This is a genomic window from Gemmatimonadota bacterium (genome assembly GCA_040882465.1).
In the GTDB taxonomy this organism is placed as follows: domain Bacteria; phylum Gemmatimonadota; class Gemmatimonadetes; order Longimicrobiales; family Gaopeijiaceae; genus JBBEBG01.
Genome location: JBBEBG010000016.1, coordinates 112,374 through 128,358 on the forward strand (window position 1 = coordinate 112,374; position 15,985 = coordinate 128,358).

A 15,985-nucleotide genomic window follows, 5' to 3' on the forward strand; every position below is an offset into this window, starting at 1 on the left:
CTCACACCCCTTCAGATATGGTCCCGCCCTGCCGCCGAACGCATTTCTTACAGGATAAATGCGGCAAGCGCGTCACCCCCAGCTCCAAGCCTCCAGTGAGCCACGAGCCGGCCCCACCCGACTCCCCAGGCGCGCGCCTGCTCTCCCGCCTTCGATCGGAGCTCCGCGGTCGGCACTATAGTCGAAGAACGGAGCAGGCCTATGCGCTCTGGGTCCGGCGCTTCGTTCGCTTTCACAAAATGCGACACCCGTCCGAAATGGGAGAGGCCGAAGTCAACGCGTTTCTCACGCACCTCGCGGTGCGGAGGCGAGTCAGCGCCTCGACGCAGACCCAGGCGCTGAGCGCCCTTCTCTTTCTCTACAGAAGAGTTTTCGGCAGAAACCTCGGTGACCTTGGAACACTCTTGCGTGCGCGAAAGCCGAGGCGTCTGCCCTTGGTTTTGACGCGCGACGAGGTGCGCGAAGTATTGGGCAGGATGACCGGGGACACCGCGCTTGTGGGCGGCCTGCTCTATGGTTCCGGTCTCAGGCTCATGGAGTGCCTTCGGCTACGGGTACAGCACCTCGACTTCTCGCGCCGATCGATCCTGGTGCGCGACGGAAAGGGTTCCAAGGATCGCGCGACGATGCTCCCCGGCGCGTTGGTCGATTCCCTCCGAGGCCAACTGGACCGAGTCCGAAAGCTTCATGCGCAGGACCTCGCGGACGGGTTCGGTCGCGTTTCGCTACCGGATGCCCTCGCCCGAAAGTATCCGGCCGCCGCTCGCAATTTGGGGTGGCAATGGATCTTTCCCCAGAGGAACCGTTGGGTCAATCGGTCTACCGGCACGCAAGGAAGGCACCATCTCGACCCGTCTATTCCCCAGCGCGCCGTCAAGGTGGCCGTGACGCAGGCGGGAATCGTCAAGCATGTGTCCTGTCACACCTTCCGGCACTCCTTCGCCACGCACCTCTTGGAGGACGGTCAGGACATCCGCACGATTCAGAAGCTCCTCGGACACGCCGACCTCAGGACCACGATGGTTTACACACACGTATTGAATCACGGACCCGGGGGCGTCCGGAGCCCGCTCGATCGACTATGACTGCGTGCGCACCGGTCGCTTACACGGATCCGCGTAACCCTCGAAGTCCAGCCTCACCCGACATCGCAGCCTCGGGAACGGGAGTATTGGGCCAGGAGGTGCCGCCTTGCGTGTGGCCGTGTTGGCGTACATACATGGGCGAGTTCGGCTGAAACGCGCGCTTACATGGGTCGGTCGAATCCTAGTTGGGCGGGTCATGCCTTCACCATTCGGCAGCCGGCGGTATCGCGAGACGCCGCAAAGTGGGGTGCTCCATGCTCTGGTGGACTTTGCGTCAGCTCAAATCGAAGCATTCTTGGACACGAGCGGAGGCCGCGCGAACACTCGAGCATTCCAGGAGTCCACGTGCCATCAGAGCGCTCGTCGCGCTGCTCGGCGACGAAGATCAAGGCGTTCGGCGAGTCGCGGCGGAAACACTAGGGAGTACGGGCGCGCGTCGCGCAATCGAGCCGCTGACAGCGGCACTTGTTGACCCGTCCGAGGATGTGCGCCAGGAAGCGGAACCGGCACTCGATCGGATCGATCCACAGTGGGTTGTCGCCGCGCGGGATGCGATCGGCCCGCTGCTCCTCGCCCTCAGCCGCAGGGACGCGAAGGTGCAGCGCAACGCGATCTGGGCTCTCAATCGGATTGATCGGCTGTGGGCGCAATCCAAAGCCGCGAAAGGCATGGTGGGAGACCTTGTGTACGCGCTCAACGACAATGACCCTCGCGTTCAGGACATGGCTGTAACGGCACTCGACCTGATCGACGCGAACTGGCGGCAATGCGACTCTGCGCGAGGCGCGGTGCTTGCGCTGCTGAATGTTCTCGCGCGCGGGACCACGGACGAGCGTAGATCAGCCGCGCTCGGACTGGCGAAACTCCGGAAAGGGACTTTTGCCTTGATGCGGGCACTCAACGACAGCAGCGAAACGGTGCGCGAAGCTGCGGCCCGCTCGCTTGGCGAGATCGCGGATCTTGACGCGGTCGAGCCACTCGCGATGGCTTTGAGCCACGACGACAAGAATCTCCGCCGGCACGCGGCACAGGCCCTCGGACAGATCGGCGGTGCGCGAGCGATTGAGGCGCTGTCGAAGGCACTTGAGGAAAGGAATCCGAACGACGTGCGAAAGGCGATTGCTCAGGCGATCCGTGATTCTCAGCGAGAAGCGCGCGAACGAAGCGCTGCTACCCCGGTCAGAAACAAGGAGAGGAAGACTATGGCCACGTTTGAGGATGCGGTGCAGAAGATCCGGACGCTCAAGGACACTGGAGACAAGGCGGGGCTGTGACAATACCTGACATCCCAAGACGGACGGATTCAGTCCAATGCGATAAGAGCTCTCGCTACCCTAGGGGATGCGGCGAGCATCTGCGAGGCATTCCCGCGCCTCGACGAGTTCGCGAAGACGACGGCGATTGAGAGCCTTGGGACCGTCGGCGATCCGGTAGCTGGCCCGCTTCTCCGGGACCTTGCCGCCGATGCCACACTTGACAGCTACACCCGCGATGCTCTGGCAAAGGCCCTGGGAGCAATAGGCGACGAAAATGCCATCGAAGGTCTGCGGCAGCTGCTTGGCTGCGGCGACTCACCCGTGGTGAGTAAGGTAGTTACCGTGCTCTTTGGCATGAGCGAACCTGAGGCGCGAGAACTCCTGCAACAGCATGGACAGCGAGGGAGGTGATGACAATGCGCTTGGCGGTTGTTGTGAATCTGGAGTGGGAAGGTGTCCTGGGTGATTACCTATACTATGTCCTCCAGACCAACGGAGTGTCGGTTGATGGGACGGAGGTCCGCTATGTCGACAACGCGCCTGACTCCCTCAGCCAGGACATGACGGCAAAACACAAGAGTCTTGCTGATGTAGCAGCTGGAGCGGCCGCGTCCAAGTTTTCTGAAGATGATCAAGACGATTAGTCCGACAGGCATGCATGCAAGAGACTACGTAAATGGCGATTCCCTTCGATGCGGAGGGTCGCCCAACAACCGGTTGCAGCGGACGGCGCCGCGCGCCGCCGCTGAACCGGGGCGTTAGAACGCATTCGATGGGGAGGTGAGGCCGCTTGGCTACGAAAGTCCCCTGGCTCCGCATCTTTGTGGAAGGCGTGGTGATCATCGGCTCGATCCTGCTAGCATTTGGGATTGACGCGTGGTGGGAGGGGGTGCAGGACGACGAAGCCGAGCGGGACGCTCTCGAACTCATCCACGCCGATCTTGTTGCCGATACGGTGGACTTGGCGGCCGTTGAGCGCACCAGTCAGCGGCACCTCGGGGCGGCGACCTGGCTCCTCGAGAATTGGGACGATTCGGCGCCTGACTTTGACGCCGTGGCCATGGCGTTCGCCGACTTCTTGGTATGGGCCGTCATTCAACCCCAGAGGGCTGCCTATACCAGCACCAGCTTGAAGGACGCCAATCGACTCGGGCTAGTCGACAACGACGAGCTCCGCGCACTCATCGTCAGCTACTTCGAGGAGTCCCAGGTCTACCTGATCCAACGGCTGGATCGAGCGTTCAGCGAGCGTGAAGCATTGCTCGACGCGGTTTCTCACCATATCAGATGGTTGGGTACCGAGCGCGATGCCGAGGGGAGATTATCAATGGCGGTGCGGGTCCTCACCCCATGGCGTGAGCTCCAGCAGGACACTCACCTGGCCTTTCAGCTTGCTGCGGTTCGTGCTGGTGCATCCAGCAGCCTCAGCGCCGCGCAGGCTACACGGACTGCGAACGTCGCACTCCGTGGTATGATCGAGGCCGAGCTTGAGGCACGCTGGTGACGACCCGCTCCATCCCCTGGCGGCACGTCGCCGAGGTGTCGTGTCTTCCGACCTACTCAGAAACAACGAGCGAAGCATGCGTTCTAACCAGCGATTGCTGCTGATGCGGTAGACTTTGAGGCTCGCGCGTACCGCGCTCGATCTTCAGATTGAGTCGCGCAGCAGAATCGCAGCACGTTAGACACACCCGAGCCCCCTGGGTTATTTTTCGGTACTCACGTTGCCGGAGATAGGGCTATGCTGCAGATACCGATGCCAGTCCACAGCGATCCCGAGATCATGGGTGGCACGCCGGTGTTCGTGGGCACCCGCGTGCCTGCTAAAACGTTGCTCGACTACATCGAGGGCGGTGACACGCTGGACGAGTTTCTCGACCACTTTCCGTCCGTTACGCGAGAGCAGGCGATCGCTGCGCTCGAGCTCGGAAACTCTCTGCTCCTCGACAAGGCCGCCGCCCGGTAGGTGCGGATCCTCCTCGACGAATCGATCCCGCGGCCACTGAAACGCGAGTTCACCGGACTCGAAGTGGCTCACGTTGCCGACCTGGGGTGGCAGGGTCGGAAGAACGGCGATCTGGTCATCGGCATGCGGGACCAAGGATTCGACGCCCTGATCACTGTCGACCTCAATCTCGAGTTTCAGCAGAACGTTCCCGCGTCGGGTATCGCGGTCGTAGTTCTGCAGGCCGCCTCGAATCGTCTGGTCGACCTGCGGCCGCTCATTCCTGCCGTGCGAAAGGTCCTCGCAACTGCGGTGCCCGGCAACGTTTTTCGGGTGGGTGTCTAACAGGCGCGTGAAGCTGGCGCGGTGGGCTTTACGGGTGAACTCTTCAGCACCCCGGCGCGCAGCTTACGCGCCGAGACGTTATACGGCCCCGAGCTGATCAGACGTCTGCCAGTGTCAACGGGCGGGGCTGCTTCCCGTCGATGTCGGTGAATCCATACTCGAGGGCCAGGTCGGCGGCCACGACGACTTGCCCGGAGCGACGCATCGCGTCCTCATCGTCAGCGAGTGCCGCCACGGCCCGCCCCAGGAACTCCGGACTCTCCGAGTTGGAGAGGTCGAAGATCCCCGCCGAAAGCACCGCTTCGGTCCGAACCAGTCCCGGATAAACGGACACAACGACGACGTTATGCTTTCTCAGCTCGTGGGCCATGTCCGCGGCCATCTTGTCGGTGGCTGCCTTGGCGATACCGTAGACGGCGTTGCCCACGTGCTTCTGCGCGGCCCAGTGAGACAGGTGAACGATTAGCCCTTGGCCAGCTTCTACCATTGCAGAAGCGGCGTGCTGGCTCGCGACGAACCCCGCGCGGACGCCAGCACCGACCATCGCATCCCAGCGCCATGCAGCCTGAAGCCAAAACGGGTCGCCCCACGTGAACCGTCCGTCCTCGACCATTCTCTCGTATCCGCCCCAGACGCCGTTCACCAGGACGTCGACTTGTCCTGCCTCTCGTAGAGTCTCCCTGAACGTGTCGGCAACCGCCTGATCGTCCGTATGATCGCAAGTGATCCGGCGCACGCCGCGCGGCAAATCAGCGTTCGCTACCGATCGGCCCGTCGCATAGACGTTCCAGCCCTGACTAGCCAATTCGCGCGCCACGCCTCTTCCGATCCCTCGACTGGCTCCTGTGACGATGGCGACTCGCGTCATGGCTGGACTCATCCCGTTTGGTTGGCGGTTGGCAGACTCGAAGGAGTATACCGAATAGAAGCCGAACCATCTAGGGAGGGTCGTATAACAAGGGTTTGAAGCTGACGCGGAAGGACGTAGTGGTTGCGGGTCAGCGCCCAGGCCGCGCAGCTTAAACCCAAATCCGTTAGGTGAAAGCCAATCCACGGTACCCCTATGCACGCGCCCCCAAAGACTCATTTGTGGCGGCGCTGCTCTCCTCGCCTCCCGCACGTTCATCCGTCGCGCTACCTGAGCCTCGTTCGAGGTCGTTCCCCCTAATTCCGCTTCAGTCCGAAAGGTCGCCGTCGCGCCCGCAGCCCACGGTCTCCCGTCATGCTGCTTGACATTTGTGCTGCACTGCAGTAGAAATCTGTGAGCACAACACTGCAGTGTGGTACATACCGTGGACCAGGAGGTCCGAGATGAGCGTGACAAGGGTTCATCGTCGCCACTTTCCGAGGGCCGTGGGCCTCGTGGTACTCGCCACGATGCCGGCCGCGTTCGCGGCGACTGCACAGACGCCCGAGCTCGCCGCGCACGCCGCGCGCGTCATCGAGGCGCTCGAATCGCACGGAATCTCGGACCAGGAGACGTTCTTCGCGGCGTTCCAAGCGGCCTGGGACATGGATCGCGAGGAGGAGTACGACGCCCTCAGAGCTTTGGACATCGCCGTAAGTGACGCGGTCTTCGATGGCTCGTGGCAGAACCAGCCGAACCGTGCGAGTCTCTTCGAGCCATATGACGTCCAGATGTGGACGTACGACGTCATCCGCTCGTGGGGAAAGGTCCTTCCTCGAGCGGCGTTCACCTGGACGTACGCGACGCAAACCGCGTTCGGTTACGACTTCGGAGAGTGGCAACTGCTCAGCCGCGTAGCGACGGACTGGACTCGCTCGGGGCCGGAGGAGGGTGCCGCCGCGGAACGCGAAGCCCTCGCGCTGGATGACGCGAAGCTCCGTCAGCTGGCGATCCATGGGGTCGTGCGGGGGCACATTCTTCGAGGCGATGCCGGTGCAGCCGATGTGCTCTTGCCCCAGCTGACGGATGAGGCGCTACGACAGGATGCAGCCGCGCTCTATCGGCAGTATCTGGGTCCGAGGTAACGCTCGGACCTCGCGAACGATCGAACAAGCAGGTCACTCCAACGAGGACGCATCTCATGCCCAGGGCGCTCGGCGAATTCGAACAGCTGATCCTCTTCGCCCTCGTCGATCTCGGAGAAGGAGCGTACGGGGCGGCCATTGGTCGATCGATCGAGGAGCGAACCGGCCGACAGGTGTCGGCAGGCGCGGTCTATACGGCCCTCGACCGCCTCACTAAGCGAGGCTACGTCCGAGCCCGCGTGGGCCGGCCCACTCCCGAGCGGGGAGGACGAAGGAAGAAGTACTACCGGATCGAGCCGGAGGGTGCGGCGGAGCTCCACCGATCCATCGAGGCGATCCGCACGATGTCCAAGGGGCTGATGCCGACGATCGAAGCCATTGTGGCAGGACACTCCGGTGAGTAGCGGAGGTCAGACTCCGAGTGATCTGCCCGGGACGGAGGCGCGCCTAGTGGCGCTCTTCCTCCGTGGCCCGGGGGCGGAGTTCATCGTCGGCGACATCGTCGAGCGCTTCCTGGACGATCGCGAATGCGGAGTGCCACTCGTTGTCGCCCGGTCGCGCCTCAGGCGACAGGCCCTGTCGAGCGCGCTCGCCTGGTGGAGCCCCTCCACGATCATCCGCCGTCGCCGAGACGCACGAGCCGCAGCGGAAGAGGTGGTCCTGAGGCTGACCGCTTCCAGGGCCGCGCCCGCAGATGGCCGCTCGCGAACTGGGATCGGCGTCCTCACGTCCGCTCTCTCAGAACTGGGTCCGGGGTTGAGGGGACTGATCCGCAGCCCGACGTACACGCTCGCTGTGGGGGCGACGCTCGGCCTGGGAATCGGGGCCGTGGCCACCGTGTTCAGTGTCGTCGACGCGGTCCTTCTGCGACCGCTTCCCTATCTGGACCCCGCGTCGCTCGTCACGGTCGGGGCGACTCGTGGCCCTGACGGGGGATCGCAGGCGGAGGGTGACGGCCGCACGCGCCTGGGGCCGATCTCGTGGCCCGAGTTCGACGACATCCGCGGACGCACTCGTTCCTTCGCCGGGATCGCGGCGATGGAATCGATCGACTTCCCCCTTTCCGACAACGGGGACGGTCCTGAGGTCGTGCGCGCTGCACGCGTTTCTCCTGACCTGTTCGACGTGTTGGGAGTCTCACCGGCACTGGGCCGGTCGTTCGAATCAGCCGACGGAAGCGTCCAGTCGGACCCCGTGGTCATGATCACCTTCGGGGCCTGGCAACGTCGATACGGAGGAGATCCGAACGTGGTGGGGAGTCCCGTTCCGAGGGGACTCACGAGAGCCACGATCATGGGCATTCTGCCGGCCGAATTCCAGCCGCCCGAGGCCTTCTTTCCTCCCGGAGAGGAACCGGACCTCTGGATCGCCCTGCCGGCCGATCATCCCCGGTATCGCAGGCGGGACGTCGCGGAAATGCTCGTTGTGGCACGGCTCGCAACTGGCGCCGATATGGAGTCGACCCGGACGGAGCTCCAAGGGGTCGCGGCGGAGCTCGCGGGCGACTACCCGCTCACGAACCGCCGTCCCGATGGGGCCCCGGTGGCATTCCACGCGAACGCGCTGCTCGACGAAACAGTCGGGAGCGCCCGCCGGCCGCTCGGAGTCCTGTTCGGAGCCGCCGGGATGCTCCTCCTCCTGGCTGCGCTGAACGCGGGGACGATGTTCCTCTCGCGATCTCTGGATCGGACTCGGGAGTTGAGTGTGCGATCGGCCCTCGGGGCAGGGAGGGGACGAATCGTCGCACTTCTCGCCCTCGAAGGCATGTTGCTGGCTGCGCTCGGCGGCGGCTTGGGTCTCGCGGTCGCTTGGGCCGGGATCGAGGCATTTGTTCGTTACGCGCCGGCATCGATCCCGCGACTGGCGGCCACAACACTCGACCTGCGGGTCTTGGCGTTCGCGGCGTTCGTCTCGTTGGGCGTTGGACTCGCGGCCGGTCTCATTCCCGCTTTGCAAACGACTCGGGCCGGACCGTGGCTTCGGCTTCAGCGCTCCGGGCGCGGAGCTTCGGAACCGTATCCCCGCGTCGGAACGATGTTCGTGGCGGGACAGATCACGGCGGCGGTGATACTCCTTTCGGGCGCCACGCTCTTCTTCGCTTCGTTCGTGAATCTTCGCTCGACGGATCCCGGATTCGACCCCGAGAACCTGGTCTCCATGGAAGTGGACATGGAAGGTGCCGCGCGAAGCTTTCCGGACCTATGGACGACGACGTGGGCTGGCTGGGAGCGAGCCCTCGAAGCCCTGTCCGCAGTGCCCGGCGTGGTCGCGGTCGCCGGAACGACGGAGGTGCCCCTGCGCGCTCCGTCATGGGCTCCCAGAATCCTCCTGACCGGAGATCCGGCGGCCGCGTGGAGAGAGGGGATCGCTGGATACGTGGTGTCGCCTGGATACCTGGACCTCGTGGGGACCCGCGTGGTGAGCGGTCGCGGAATCGACTTCGTGGATGGACCCGACAGTGAACCCGTCGCAGTCGTGAACGAGCGGTTCGTCTCGACCCAGATCCCTGTGGGAACAGATCCCGTGGGGCTAGAGATGGAGCTGCAGGTGAGGGCCGGCGGTGCCGAGCGACGCGTGAGAATCGTGGGCGTCGTGGAGAACGCTGTTCAGGCGCGCATCGAGGATGGCCCTCGCCCGGCGATCTATGTTCCGCACACCCAGCAAGCGGCCGAGCTCGAAGCGGTGATCCGGACGAGTGGCGCTGTCGAAGCGGTGATTCCGGAGCTGCGGCGCGCGGCGGCGCAATTCAATCCCATCGTGCCTCTTCAGGACATTCGTACGCTCGAGGCCCGGCTCATCGAGGCGGGACAAAACCAGCAGTTTCGGGCTCTACTCGTCGGAGCGTTTGCGCTCCTCGCAATTCTTCTGGCGAGTGCCGGGCTGTACGCCTCCATGACGCATACCGTCAGCCGGCGACGAAAGGAACTGGCCGTCCGGTTGGCAATCGGGGCCGATCGAGCTCGAATCCTCACGATGGTTCTGCGGCAGGGCATGATGATCGCGACCGTGGGCGTCGTGGTTGGCGTCGTCGGCGCGCTGGTACTCGCGCGATTGCTGGAAGGTCTGCTCTTCGAAATCGATCCGCGCAATCCGATTCTGCTCAGTGTGGCTGCGGGTGTGTTTCTCGTCGTTTCCGTCCTCGCGTGCCTCGTGCCTGCCAGGCAAGCCACCGCAGTGGAACCCGTGAGCGTTCTCAAGGGCGACTGAGGGCAACCTCCCCCAACTGCCTTCGCCTTGAGGATTTCGGGTCTCCCGGGTTGGGTTGACAGCCGCGGAACGTAGACTCTGCTTTCACCTAACAGGCGCGTGAAGCTGGCGCGGTGGGCTTGGCGGTTGAACTCTTGAGCACCCGGGCGCGCAGCTTACGCGCCGAGACGTTATGGCGCCTCCCCTCCACGTCCTGGGCGTCCCATTTGCTCATGTTCCCGCGTCGATTCTCGGGGTAGATTTCGAATGCTGGCATGGGACGCTGGCCATGCTCCGATTGCCCGGGAGGCCGATTGACCACGAAGGACAAGGTCCGGGAAGTCTTGAGTCGCCTTCCCGACGACTGCTCGTTGGATGACGTCCTCTACCACCTCTACGTCGTCCAGAAGATCGAGCGGGGGCTGGCTGACATCGAAGCGGGCCACGTAGTCCCACACGATGAAGTCGCCGAGTCCCTTCGTCGGAAATGGGTCCTGGGCGCCGCCGAGTAGTCTGGACGCACGGGGCTCTTCGAGACCTCGAGGCGGGCCTCTCGTACATCGCCGAAGACTCGCCCGAGAACGCCGCGGGCGTTCTTGAACGCATCCTCGATGCGGCGGACTCCCTCGCTGAGCTCAGTGAGAGGGGACGGCCCGTCCCGGAGTATGCGGGCTCTGAGACGCGCGAGTTGCTCCCCCACCCGTTTCGCCTCCTGTACCAAGTCGCCAAGTCCCAAGTCTTCGTGCTCGCGCTCCTGCATCAGCGGCGTGACTTCGAGCGATGGCGGGCGACTCGCGGTACCGGCGGGGAGCCCTAACAGGCGCTTGAAGCTGGCGCGGTGGGCATCACGGTTGAACTCTTGAGCACCCCGGCGCGCAGCTTACGCGCCGAGCCGTTAGGATGAACCCCCGCCATCCGCTGGGTCCCCGCCGCAGTTGACCTCACACGCCCCGCGTAGCTATTGTACAATTGTACCTTAGCCCTGCGAGACGCGCGTGGAAGTCACAACGGACACCTCCGTGATCATGGCGGTCGTGTTGAACGAGCCGTCCAAGGCTCGGCTCCTCGAGATCACTGAGGGCGTGGAGCTCGTGTCCGCGCCGACCCTTCCTTGGGAGGTCGGCAACAGCCTGTCCGCTCTGTTCAAGCGCGGGCGCATCCAGCTGGAACAGGCGAAGGCGGCCCTCGAGTCTTTCCGCGCCATCCCAGTGCGGCTGGGAGAGGTCGACGTGGAGCGTTCCGTGGAGATGGCGTGGGCGCAAGACATCTATGCGTACGACGCCTATATCCTGGAGTGCGCCAGGACGTACCGCACACCTCTGCTTTCCCTCGATGGTCGGCAACGACAGGTCGCCCAGAAGCTGGGTATCACGGTAATGGAGGTTTGAGCCATGAAAGTCTACACATACTCCGAGGCACGTCAGCGCCTGGCAAGCCTTCTCGACGAGGCCGGACAGAGGGGCGAGATCCGGATCAAGCGTCGCGACGGAAGCGAATTCACCGTACGCCCCGTTCCACCCGGTGGCTCGCCTCTCAATGTCGCCGGCGTCGATACCGGCCTGACCCGCGACGACATCCTCGCCGCGATCCGTGAATCCCGGGAGCGTGAGCCCAGGAGGGGATCATCCTAACAGGCGCGTGAACCTGGCGATGTGAGCATCTCAGAAACACCTTGGACGCTTCGTACGCAGGTTACGCGCAAAGACGTTAGGCCGGGTTTTCTGATTCCGTTATACTGAGACACCATGACTCTTCAGATTGCCACTGAACAGGAACCCGACGGTCGCTGGCTCGCCGAGGTTGAGGTGTTGCCAGGCGTCCTGGCGTACGGGACGACCCGGGTCGACGCCGTCACGAAGGTCCAGGCCTTGGCCCTTCGCGTGCTTGCGGAACGACTCGAGCGTGGTGAGGCCGTCCCCGAGCTTCTCAGCGTCTCCTTCCAGGCCGCGTGAGCACGTGGGGTTCCGCTAAGGCCAAGCGGGTCTTCGCGGCCCTCCTGCGTCTCGGCTGGTCGGTGAAGCGGCGGGCCGGTAGCCATGCCACTCTTGCCCGCGACGGATGGCCCGACTTCGTTTGGGCCTTTCATGACTGGGATGAGATCGGCCCACGCATGCTCTCCCGAATCGCGCGCCACACGGGACTTCGCCCTGAAGACCTTTAGGCAACCGGCCTAACAGGCGCGTGAAGCTGGCGCGGCGGACATCGCGGATGGACCTCGTCAGCACCCTGGCGCGCAGCTTACGCGCCGAGCCGTTAGGCCTCTCACGTCGACCCTTCCGGACATTGCAGGTCCAGGGGTAACCCGTGAGATTTCTGGAATGACAAAGGAAGCACTCCTCTCCGAGATTCTGCGTCTCCCGCCCAAGGAGCGCGTTCAACTCCTCGGGGACGCCTGGGACGCGGTCGCCGCGACTCGCGAGGACGTCCCGGTTCCGGAATGGCACCTTAAGGAGCTGGAGAAGCGTTTGGCCGAGCCGGAGCCCCGATTCGTTTCGTGGGAGGAGGTCCGGTCGCGTCTGAAAGGCTCGCGGTAGAGTGAAGGTCCGCTTCCGATTGGAGGCGGCTTCCGATGTGGTTTCAGCCCGGGAGTGGTACGACCAACGGCGACCCGGACTCGGTCCCGAGTTCTTCCGGTCTCTCGAAGATACGGTGGATGTGATTGCCGAGCGTCCGGACGCCTTTCCCGAGATTGCGGTAGGACACCGAGGGGCGATCCTTAGGCGCTTCCCTTACGTCCCTTACTACCGCATCGATCAAAACGGAATCGAAGTGCTTGCGTGCCTCCACAGTTCGCGCGCACCCGAAATCTGGCATTCCCGCGGTGAGGCATAACAGGCGCGTGAAGCCGGCGCGGTGGGCTCCGCAGTTGAACACTTCGACTCACCGGCGCGCAGCTTACGCGCCGAGACGTTGTAGGGCTCCCTCCACCTGCACTTGCCTCCGCGTCGTGTCGTAATTACAATGTGATTACGTCCATCGCCCGGAGCCTGCCGCTATGAAGACGAAGCTCGTGCCCATCGGAAACTCTCGGGGCGTGCGCATTCCGAAGCCTCTTCTCGAGCAGGCCGGTCTCGAGGATGACGTCGAGCTCCGGGTCGTTGAGGGCGGCATCATGGTTCGCGGAATGGGCGTTAGGCGCGCCGGATGGGCTGAGGCCGCGGAGAAGGTTCGTGAGCGGGGCGAGGACGGACCTCTCGACGAAGCAGTCGCCACCGACTTTGACGCATCTGAGTGGGCTTGGTAACCGAAGGGGGCCCCCGCCGAGGAGATGTCTTTCTCATCTCTCTGGATCCAACAGCCGGTCGGGAGATCAAGAAGACTCGCCCCTGCGCGATCGTCTCACCGGACGAGCTGAACGAACACCTTTCCACCTTTCTCGTCGCACCGATGACCTCGGGCGGGCACCCGTATCCATTTCGGATCCCTTGCAGATTCGAGAAGAAGGACGGATTCGTGGTGCTCGATCAGCTCCGTACGGTCGATCGTCGACGGCTTGTCAGGAGGCTTGGGCGGCTCACCCCAACCACGCTCTCCAAGGCACTGGGTGTGCTACGAGAGATGTTCGCCGAGTAGGGGCCCTCTAACCGGCGCGTGAAGCTGGCGCGGTGGGCCTGCGGCGTGAATCCTTCAGCACCCTGGCGCGCAGCTTACGCGCAGAGTCGTTAGGTAGCCTACGCCAATCCACCGTTCTCAGACATCGCAAGGAGCATCGCGAAGACCTCGGACCAGTTCTCGACCGGGACGAAGTGCGGCAGCGGTTTGTTCGTAGCTCGTGTGCGGACCCGAGGGGAAGCCAAGGAGGATGAGATCACTCGCGCCCTAAGGATCGCCGCGGCCGTGCGATGTCACCCTACCATGAGTGAGATCGGCTCAGGGGCCTGAACGTGCGTGTTCAGACCTTGATCCCGAGTCCTCTTGACTGAATTTCGATAATTGGCTAAATAGCGACGCATGAACACCGTATTCAAGGCACTCTCCGATCCGACCCGCCGTCGAGTGTTGGAACTCCTCAGGAACCGACCGATGACTGCCGGTGAGCTTGCGGACGAATTCGATCTGGCCCGGGCCACCATGTCGGCCCACTTCTCGGTACTCCGCGAATCGAATCTGATCTACGCGGAGAAGCGCGGAACCACAATCACGTACCGACTCCGCATGTCGGTTCTGGAGGAGGCGCTCCTCGGATTCGCGGGGGCGTTCGGTCTCCAGTTGGCGCCGGCACGACGAGTCGCCCGCGGTAGGGTCGTGGAGAGGGAAGCGTGAACTCCGTGACCGACCGGGGTCCTTCCACGTTCGCTGCGGCGGGGGCCCTTTCGACGACCCTTATCGGCGTCGTCGGTTGGGTCACACTCCCCGACTCCGACGTCGACTGGTTCGGGCTGGTCCTCCTTGCGCCCCTCCTTTGGGGGTTTCTGGAGGCCGTGGCGTTCACCCGTCGTCGCAGATCGAACGCGGAGGAGGAGCGTCGCTATTTGCGGTATTTGGTCGCGACGGTGCTCTTCTTCGCGATCATGGACGCCGGCCCCGTTCTGCTCGTCGGGATCGGGTGGCTCGGTGCCGGATGGATCCCGAAGGCGGCCAAAGCGGAGGGCGTGGCCTCGGGGCTCGCGCTCGCGATCTGGGGCAACTATCTGCCCAAGTTCATCTCCCCTTGGACCTCAGAGGACGAGCCGTTCGACTGGTACGGCGTGCACCGTTTCGGCGGCTGGCTAGCGACCCTTGCCGGGCTCCTGGTGTCGTGGGCCTGGTTGATCGGGCCAACCGACCGAACTCAGGTCGTAACGGTTGGAGCAGTCGCGGTCGTGTTCAGTCTGCTCCTGGTGCGGAAGATCCATTCGCGTGTGTCCTACGCTCGTCGTAAGAGGCTGGCTGCCGAATGAGAGTCGTTACCGCAGTCTCGCTTATCCTCGCCCTTCCGTCGACACTGACCGGACAGTCGACCCGTCCGCAGGATCCTCGGCCGCCCTTTCCGTACGACGAGGTTGAGGTCTCCTTGGAGAATCCGCAGGACGGGACGCGGCTCGCCGGGACCCTCACCCTCCCCGACGGTGAAGGTCCGTTCCCCGCCGTGGTCCTGCTCAGCGGTGCCGGTCCTCAAGACCGCGACTACGCTGTCTTCGGACACCGGCCGTTTCTTGTCCTCGCCGATTACCTTGCTCGCCGGGGAATCGCCGCGCTTCGCTTGGATGACCGAGGTACTGGGGGCTCGGCTGGGGATGCAACGAGATCCACCTTGGCCCTAGCGATCGCAGATGTGCGCGCGGGAGTCCAGGTCCTGGGACGGCATCCCCGTATCGATCCGGGCGCCCTCGGACTCGTCGCGCACTCGGAGGGCGGAAGGGTGGCGCCCTTTGCGGCTGCGGCCTCCGACAACATCGCCTTCGTGGTTCTACTGGCCCCCCCGGTGGTGTCCGCCGCGGAGCTGAGCCAGGGGCAAGCCGCTACGACGGCTGCCGTTTCGAACGATCCGCTCGTCCCAGTCCAAGCGGCTCTGATCGACATGATTCGGCGGACCCTTGCGGATGAGTCCGACCCAGAGCGGGCCCTCGCATCGATTCGTGCGAACGCCTCCAGCTGGATGGCATCCCTTTCCCCGGAGGTGAGCCGCATCATGGGCATTCTCTGGGCGCGACCGGAGTTTCAGGCCCAGGTGGAGCAGCTCGTGATCGCGTTGGGTACGCCGTGGAACCGGTCCCTGTACGACCAGGACCCCGCGCCCCCGCTCGAGGCCCTGGATGTCCCCGTTCTCGCGCTCTACGGAGACCGAGACCTGCAGGTCCCGCCCGCGCAGAACGCTACGGCACTCGAGGCCCTTTGGGCCGAGCACCCGGACGCGAGAGTCGAAATTCTTCCCGGCTTGAACCATTTCTTCCAGCACGCAGACACCGGTCTCCCGGCCGAGATTCCCGACATCGAGGAGACCTTTGCTCCCGAGGCGATGGACCGCATCTCCGGCTGGATCGAAGGGAGGTTCACGACCCGCTGATCGTGGCCGCATTGAGTGCATACACGCACCGCACAACGTCGGTGCGGTTGCGACGTCTGAGAACAACCAATTGCTGGAACGCTGCGCTGGCGCTTGCTGAGGCAAGCGCGTGCCTTGGTCGCGGCGAGCTTCAGCACTGGATCCGCGTTTCGTTCGGAGTGGTTCTCGATTCCTGCCCAGGGCAGAGCTA

23 protein-coding genes are annotated in these 15,985 nt (G+C 63.9%); 22 read left to right on the plus strand and 1 reads right to left on the minus strand.

Annotation, left to right across the window (positions count from 1 at the left end):
• Positions 1–17 precede the first annotated feature (17 nt).
• The 6 genes from WEG36_04725 to WEG36_04750 all read left to right on the plus strand — a co-directional run bounded on the left by WEG36_04725 (position 18) and on the right by WEG36_04750 (position 4,631).
• Positions 18–1,085, plus strand: a complete 1,068-nt coding sequence (locus WEG36_04725) for an integron integrase (protein ID MEX1256903.1) — start codon at positions 18–20, stop codon at positions 1,083–1,085.
• A gap of 254 nt (positions 1,086–1,339) precedes the next feature.
• Positions 1,340–2,359, plus strand: a complete 1,020-nt coding sequence (locus WEG36_04730; GenBank protein MEX1256904.1) for a HEAT repeat domain-containing protein — start codon at positions 1,340–1,342, stop codon at positions 2,357–2,359.
• Between the two features lie 392 nt (positions 2,360–2,751).
• On the plus strand, positions 2,752–2,985 hold the full coding sequence (locus tag WEG36_04735; protein ID MEX1256905.1) for a hypothetical protein: 234 nt from the start codon (positions 2,752–2,754) through the stop codon (positions 2,983–2,985).
• 146 nt (positions 2,986–3,131) lie between these two features.
• Positions 3,132–3,845: a hypothetical protein gene (locus WEG36_04740; GenBank protein ID MEX1256906.1), complete on the plus strand. Its 714-nt coding sequence runs from the start codon at positions 3,132–3,134 to the stop codon at positions 3,843–3,845.
• Positions 3,846–4,097: 252 nt separating this feature from the next.
• The gene (locus tag WEG36_04745; GenBank protein MEX1256907.1) at positions 4,098–4,307 is read left to right on the plus strand and encodes a DUF433 domain-containing protein; all 210 of its coding nucleotides are present in this window, start codon (positions 4,098–4,100) and stop codon (positions 4,305–4,307) included.
• Positions 4,308–4,631 carry a hypothetical protein gene (locus WEG36_04750; GenBank protein MEX1256908.1) on the plus strand — a complete coding sequence of 108 codons (324 nt, stop codon included), beginning with the start codon at positions 4,308–4,310 and terminating at the stop codon, positions 4,629–4,631.
• A gap of 97 nt (positions 4,632–4,728) precedes the next feature.
• Here the strand turns inward: WEG36_04750 and WEG36_04755 are convergent, their stop codons facing one another.
• Positions 4,729–5,499, minus strand: a complete 771-nt coding sequence (locus tag WEG36_04755) for an SDR family NAD(P)-dependent oxidoreductase (GenBank protein MEX1256909.1) — start codon at positions 5,497–5,499, stop codon at positions 4,729–4,731.
• A 443-nt stretch (positions 5,500–5,942) separates the two neighbouring features.
• Here WEG36_04755 and WEG36_04760 point away from each other — a divergent pair, with 443 nt between their 5' ends.
• From WEG36_04760 to WEG36_04835, 16 genes are all read left to right on the plus strand, one after another.
• Positions 5,943–6,623, plus strand: coding sequence for a hypothetical protein (locus WEG36_04760; GenBank protein MEX1256910.1), 681 nt, complete (start codon positions 5,943–5,945; stop codon positions 6,621–6,623).
• Positions 6,624–6,679: 56 nt separating this feature from the next.
• Entirely contained in the window at positions 6,680–7,027 is a 348-nt protein-coding gene (locus tag WEG36_04765) for a PadR family transcriptional regulator (protein ID MEX1256911.1), read from the plus strand.
• Positions 7,028–7,073: 46 nt separating this feature from the next.
• On the plus strand, positions 7,074–9,830 hold the full coding sequence (locus tag WEG36_04770) for an ADOP family duplicated permease (protein ID MEX1256912.1): 2,757 nt from the start codon (positions 7,074–7,076) through the stop codon (positions 9,828–9,830).
• A gap of 293 nt (positions 9,831–10,123) precedes the next feature.
• Positions 10,124–10,321 (plus strand): hypothetical protein, encoded by a 198-nt coding sequence (locus tag WEG36_04775; GenBank protein ID MEX1256913.1) that lies wholly within the window; start codon positions 10,124–10,126, stop codon positions 10,319–10,321.
• On the plus strand, positions 10,297–10,626 hold the full coding sequence (locus WEG36_04780; protein ID MEX1256914.1) for a type II toxin-antitoxin system RelE/ParE family toxin: 330 nt from the start codon (positions 10,297–10,299) through the stop codon (positions 10,624–10,626). Before WEG36_04775 ends, WEG36_04780 begins: the two co-directional genes overlap by 25 nt.
• A gap of 178 nt (positions 10,627–10,804) precedes the next feature.
• Positions 10,805–11,197, plus strand: a complete 393-nt coding sequence (locus WEG36_04785; GenBank protein ID MEX1256915.1) for a type II toxin-antitoxin system VapC family toxin — start codon at positions 10,805–10,807, stop codon at positions 11,195–11,197.
• Positions 11,198–11,200: 3 nt separating this feature from the next.
• Entirely contained in the window at positions 11,201–11,440 is a 240-nt protein-coding gene (locus WEG36_04790; GenBank protein MEX1256916.1) for a type II toxin-antitoxin system Phd/YefM family antitoxin, read from the plus strand.
• A gap of 114 nt (positions 11,441–11,554) precedes the next feature.
• Positions 11,555–11,761: a type II toxin-antitoxin system HicB family antitoxin gene (locus WEG36_04795; GenBank protein MEX1256917.1), complete on the plus strand. Its 207-nt coding sequence runs from the start codon at positions 11,555–11,557 to the stop codon at positions 11,759–11,761.
• Positions 11,758–11,970: a type II toxin-antitoxin system HicA family toxin gene (locus tag WEG36_04800; GenBank protein MEX1256918.1), complete on the plus strand. Its 213-nt coding sequence runs from the start codon at positions 11,758–11,760 to the stop codon at positions 11,968–11,970. The genes WEG36_04795 and WEG36_04800 overlap by 4 nt, the downstream gene beginning before the upstream one ends.
• Before the next feature lie 157 nt (positions 11,971–12,127).
• Entirely contained in the window at positions 12,128–12,343 is a 216-nt protein-coding gene (locus tag WEG36_04805; protein MEX1256919.1) for an addiction module protein, read from the plus strand.
• Between the two features lies 1 nt (position 12,344).
• On the plus strand, positions 12,345–12,641 hold the full coding sequence (locus tag WEG36_04810; protein ID MEX1256920.1) for a type II toxin-antitoxin system RelE/ParE family toxin: 297 nt from the start codon (positions 12,345–12,347) through the stop codon (positions 12,639–12,641).
• A gap of 163 nt (positions 12,642–12,804) precedes the next feature.
• Positions 12,805–13,053, plus strand: a complete 249-nt coding sequence (locus WEG36_04815; protein MEX1256921.1) for an AbrB/MazE/SpoVT family DNA-binding domain-containing protein — start codon at positions 12,805–12,807, stop codon at positions 13,051–13,053.
• The gene (locus WEG36_04820; GenBank protein ID MEX1256922.1) at positions 13,041–13,382 is read left to right on the plus strand and encodes a type II toxin-antitoxin system PemK/MazF family toxin; all 342 of its coding nucleotides are present in this window, start codon (positions 13,041–13,043) and stop codon (positions 13,380–13,382) included. Before WEG36_04815 ends, WEG36_04820 begins: the two co-directional genes overlap by 13 nt.
• Before the next feature lie 378 nt (positions 13,383–13,760).
• A complete protein-coding gene (locus tag WEG36_04825) occupies positions 13,761–14,072 on the plus strand; it encodes an autorepressor SdpR family transcription factor (GenBank protein MEX1256923.1) in 312 nt (103 codons plus the stop codon).
• A complete protein-coding gene (locus WEG36_04830; protein ID MEX1256924.1) occupies positions 14,069–14,689 on the plus strand; it encodes a hypothetical protein in 621 nt (206 codons plus the stop codon). The genes WEG36_04825 and WEG36_04830 overlap by 4 nt, the downstream gene beginning before the upstream one ends.
• A complete protein-coding gene (locus tag WEG36_04835; protein ID MEX1256925.1) occupies positions 14,686–15,795 on the plus strand; it encodes an alpha/beta hydrolase in 1,110 nt (369 codons plus the stop codon). The genes WEG36_04830 and WEG36_04835 overlap by 4 nt, the downstream gene beginning before the upstream one ends.
• Positions 15,796–15,985: the final 190 nt, after the last annotated feature.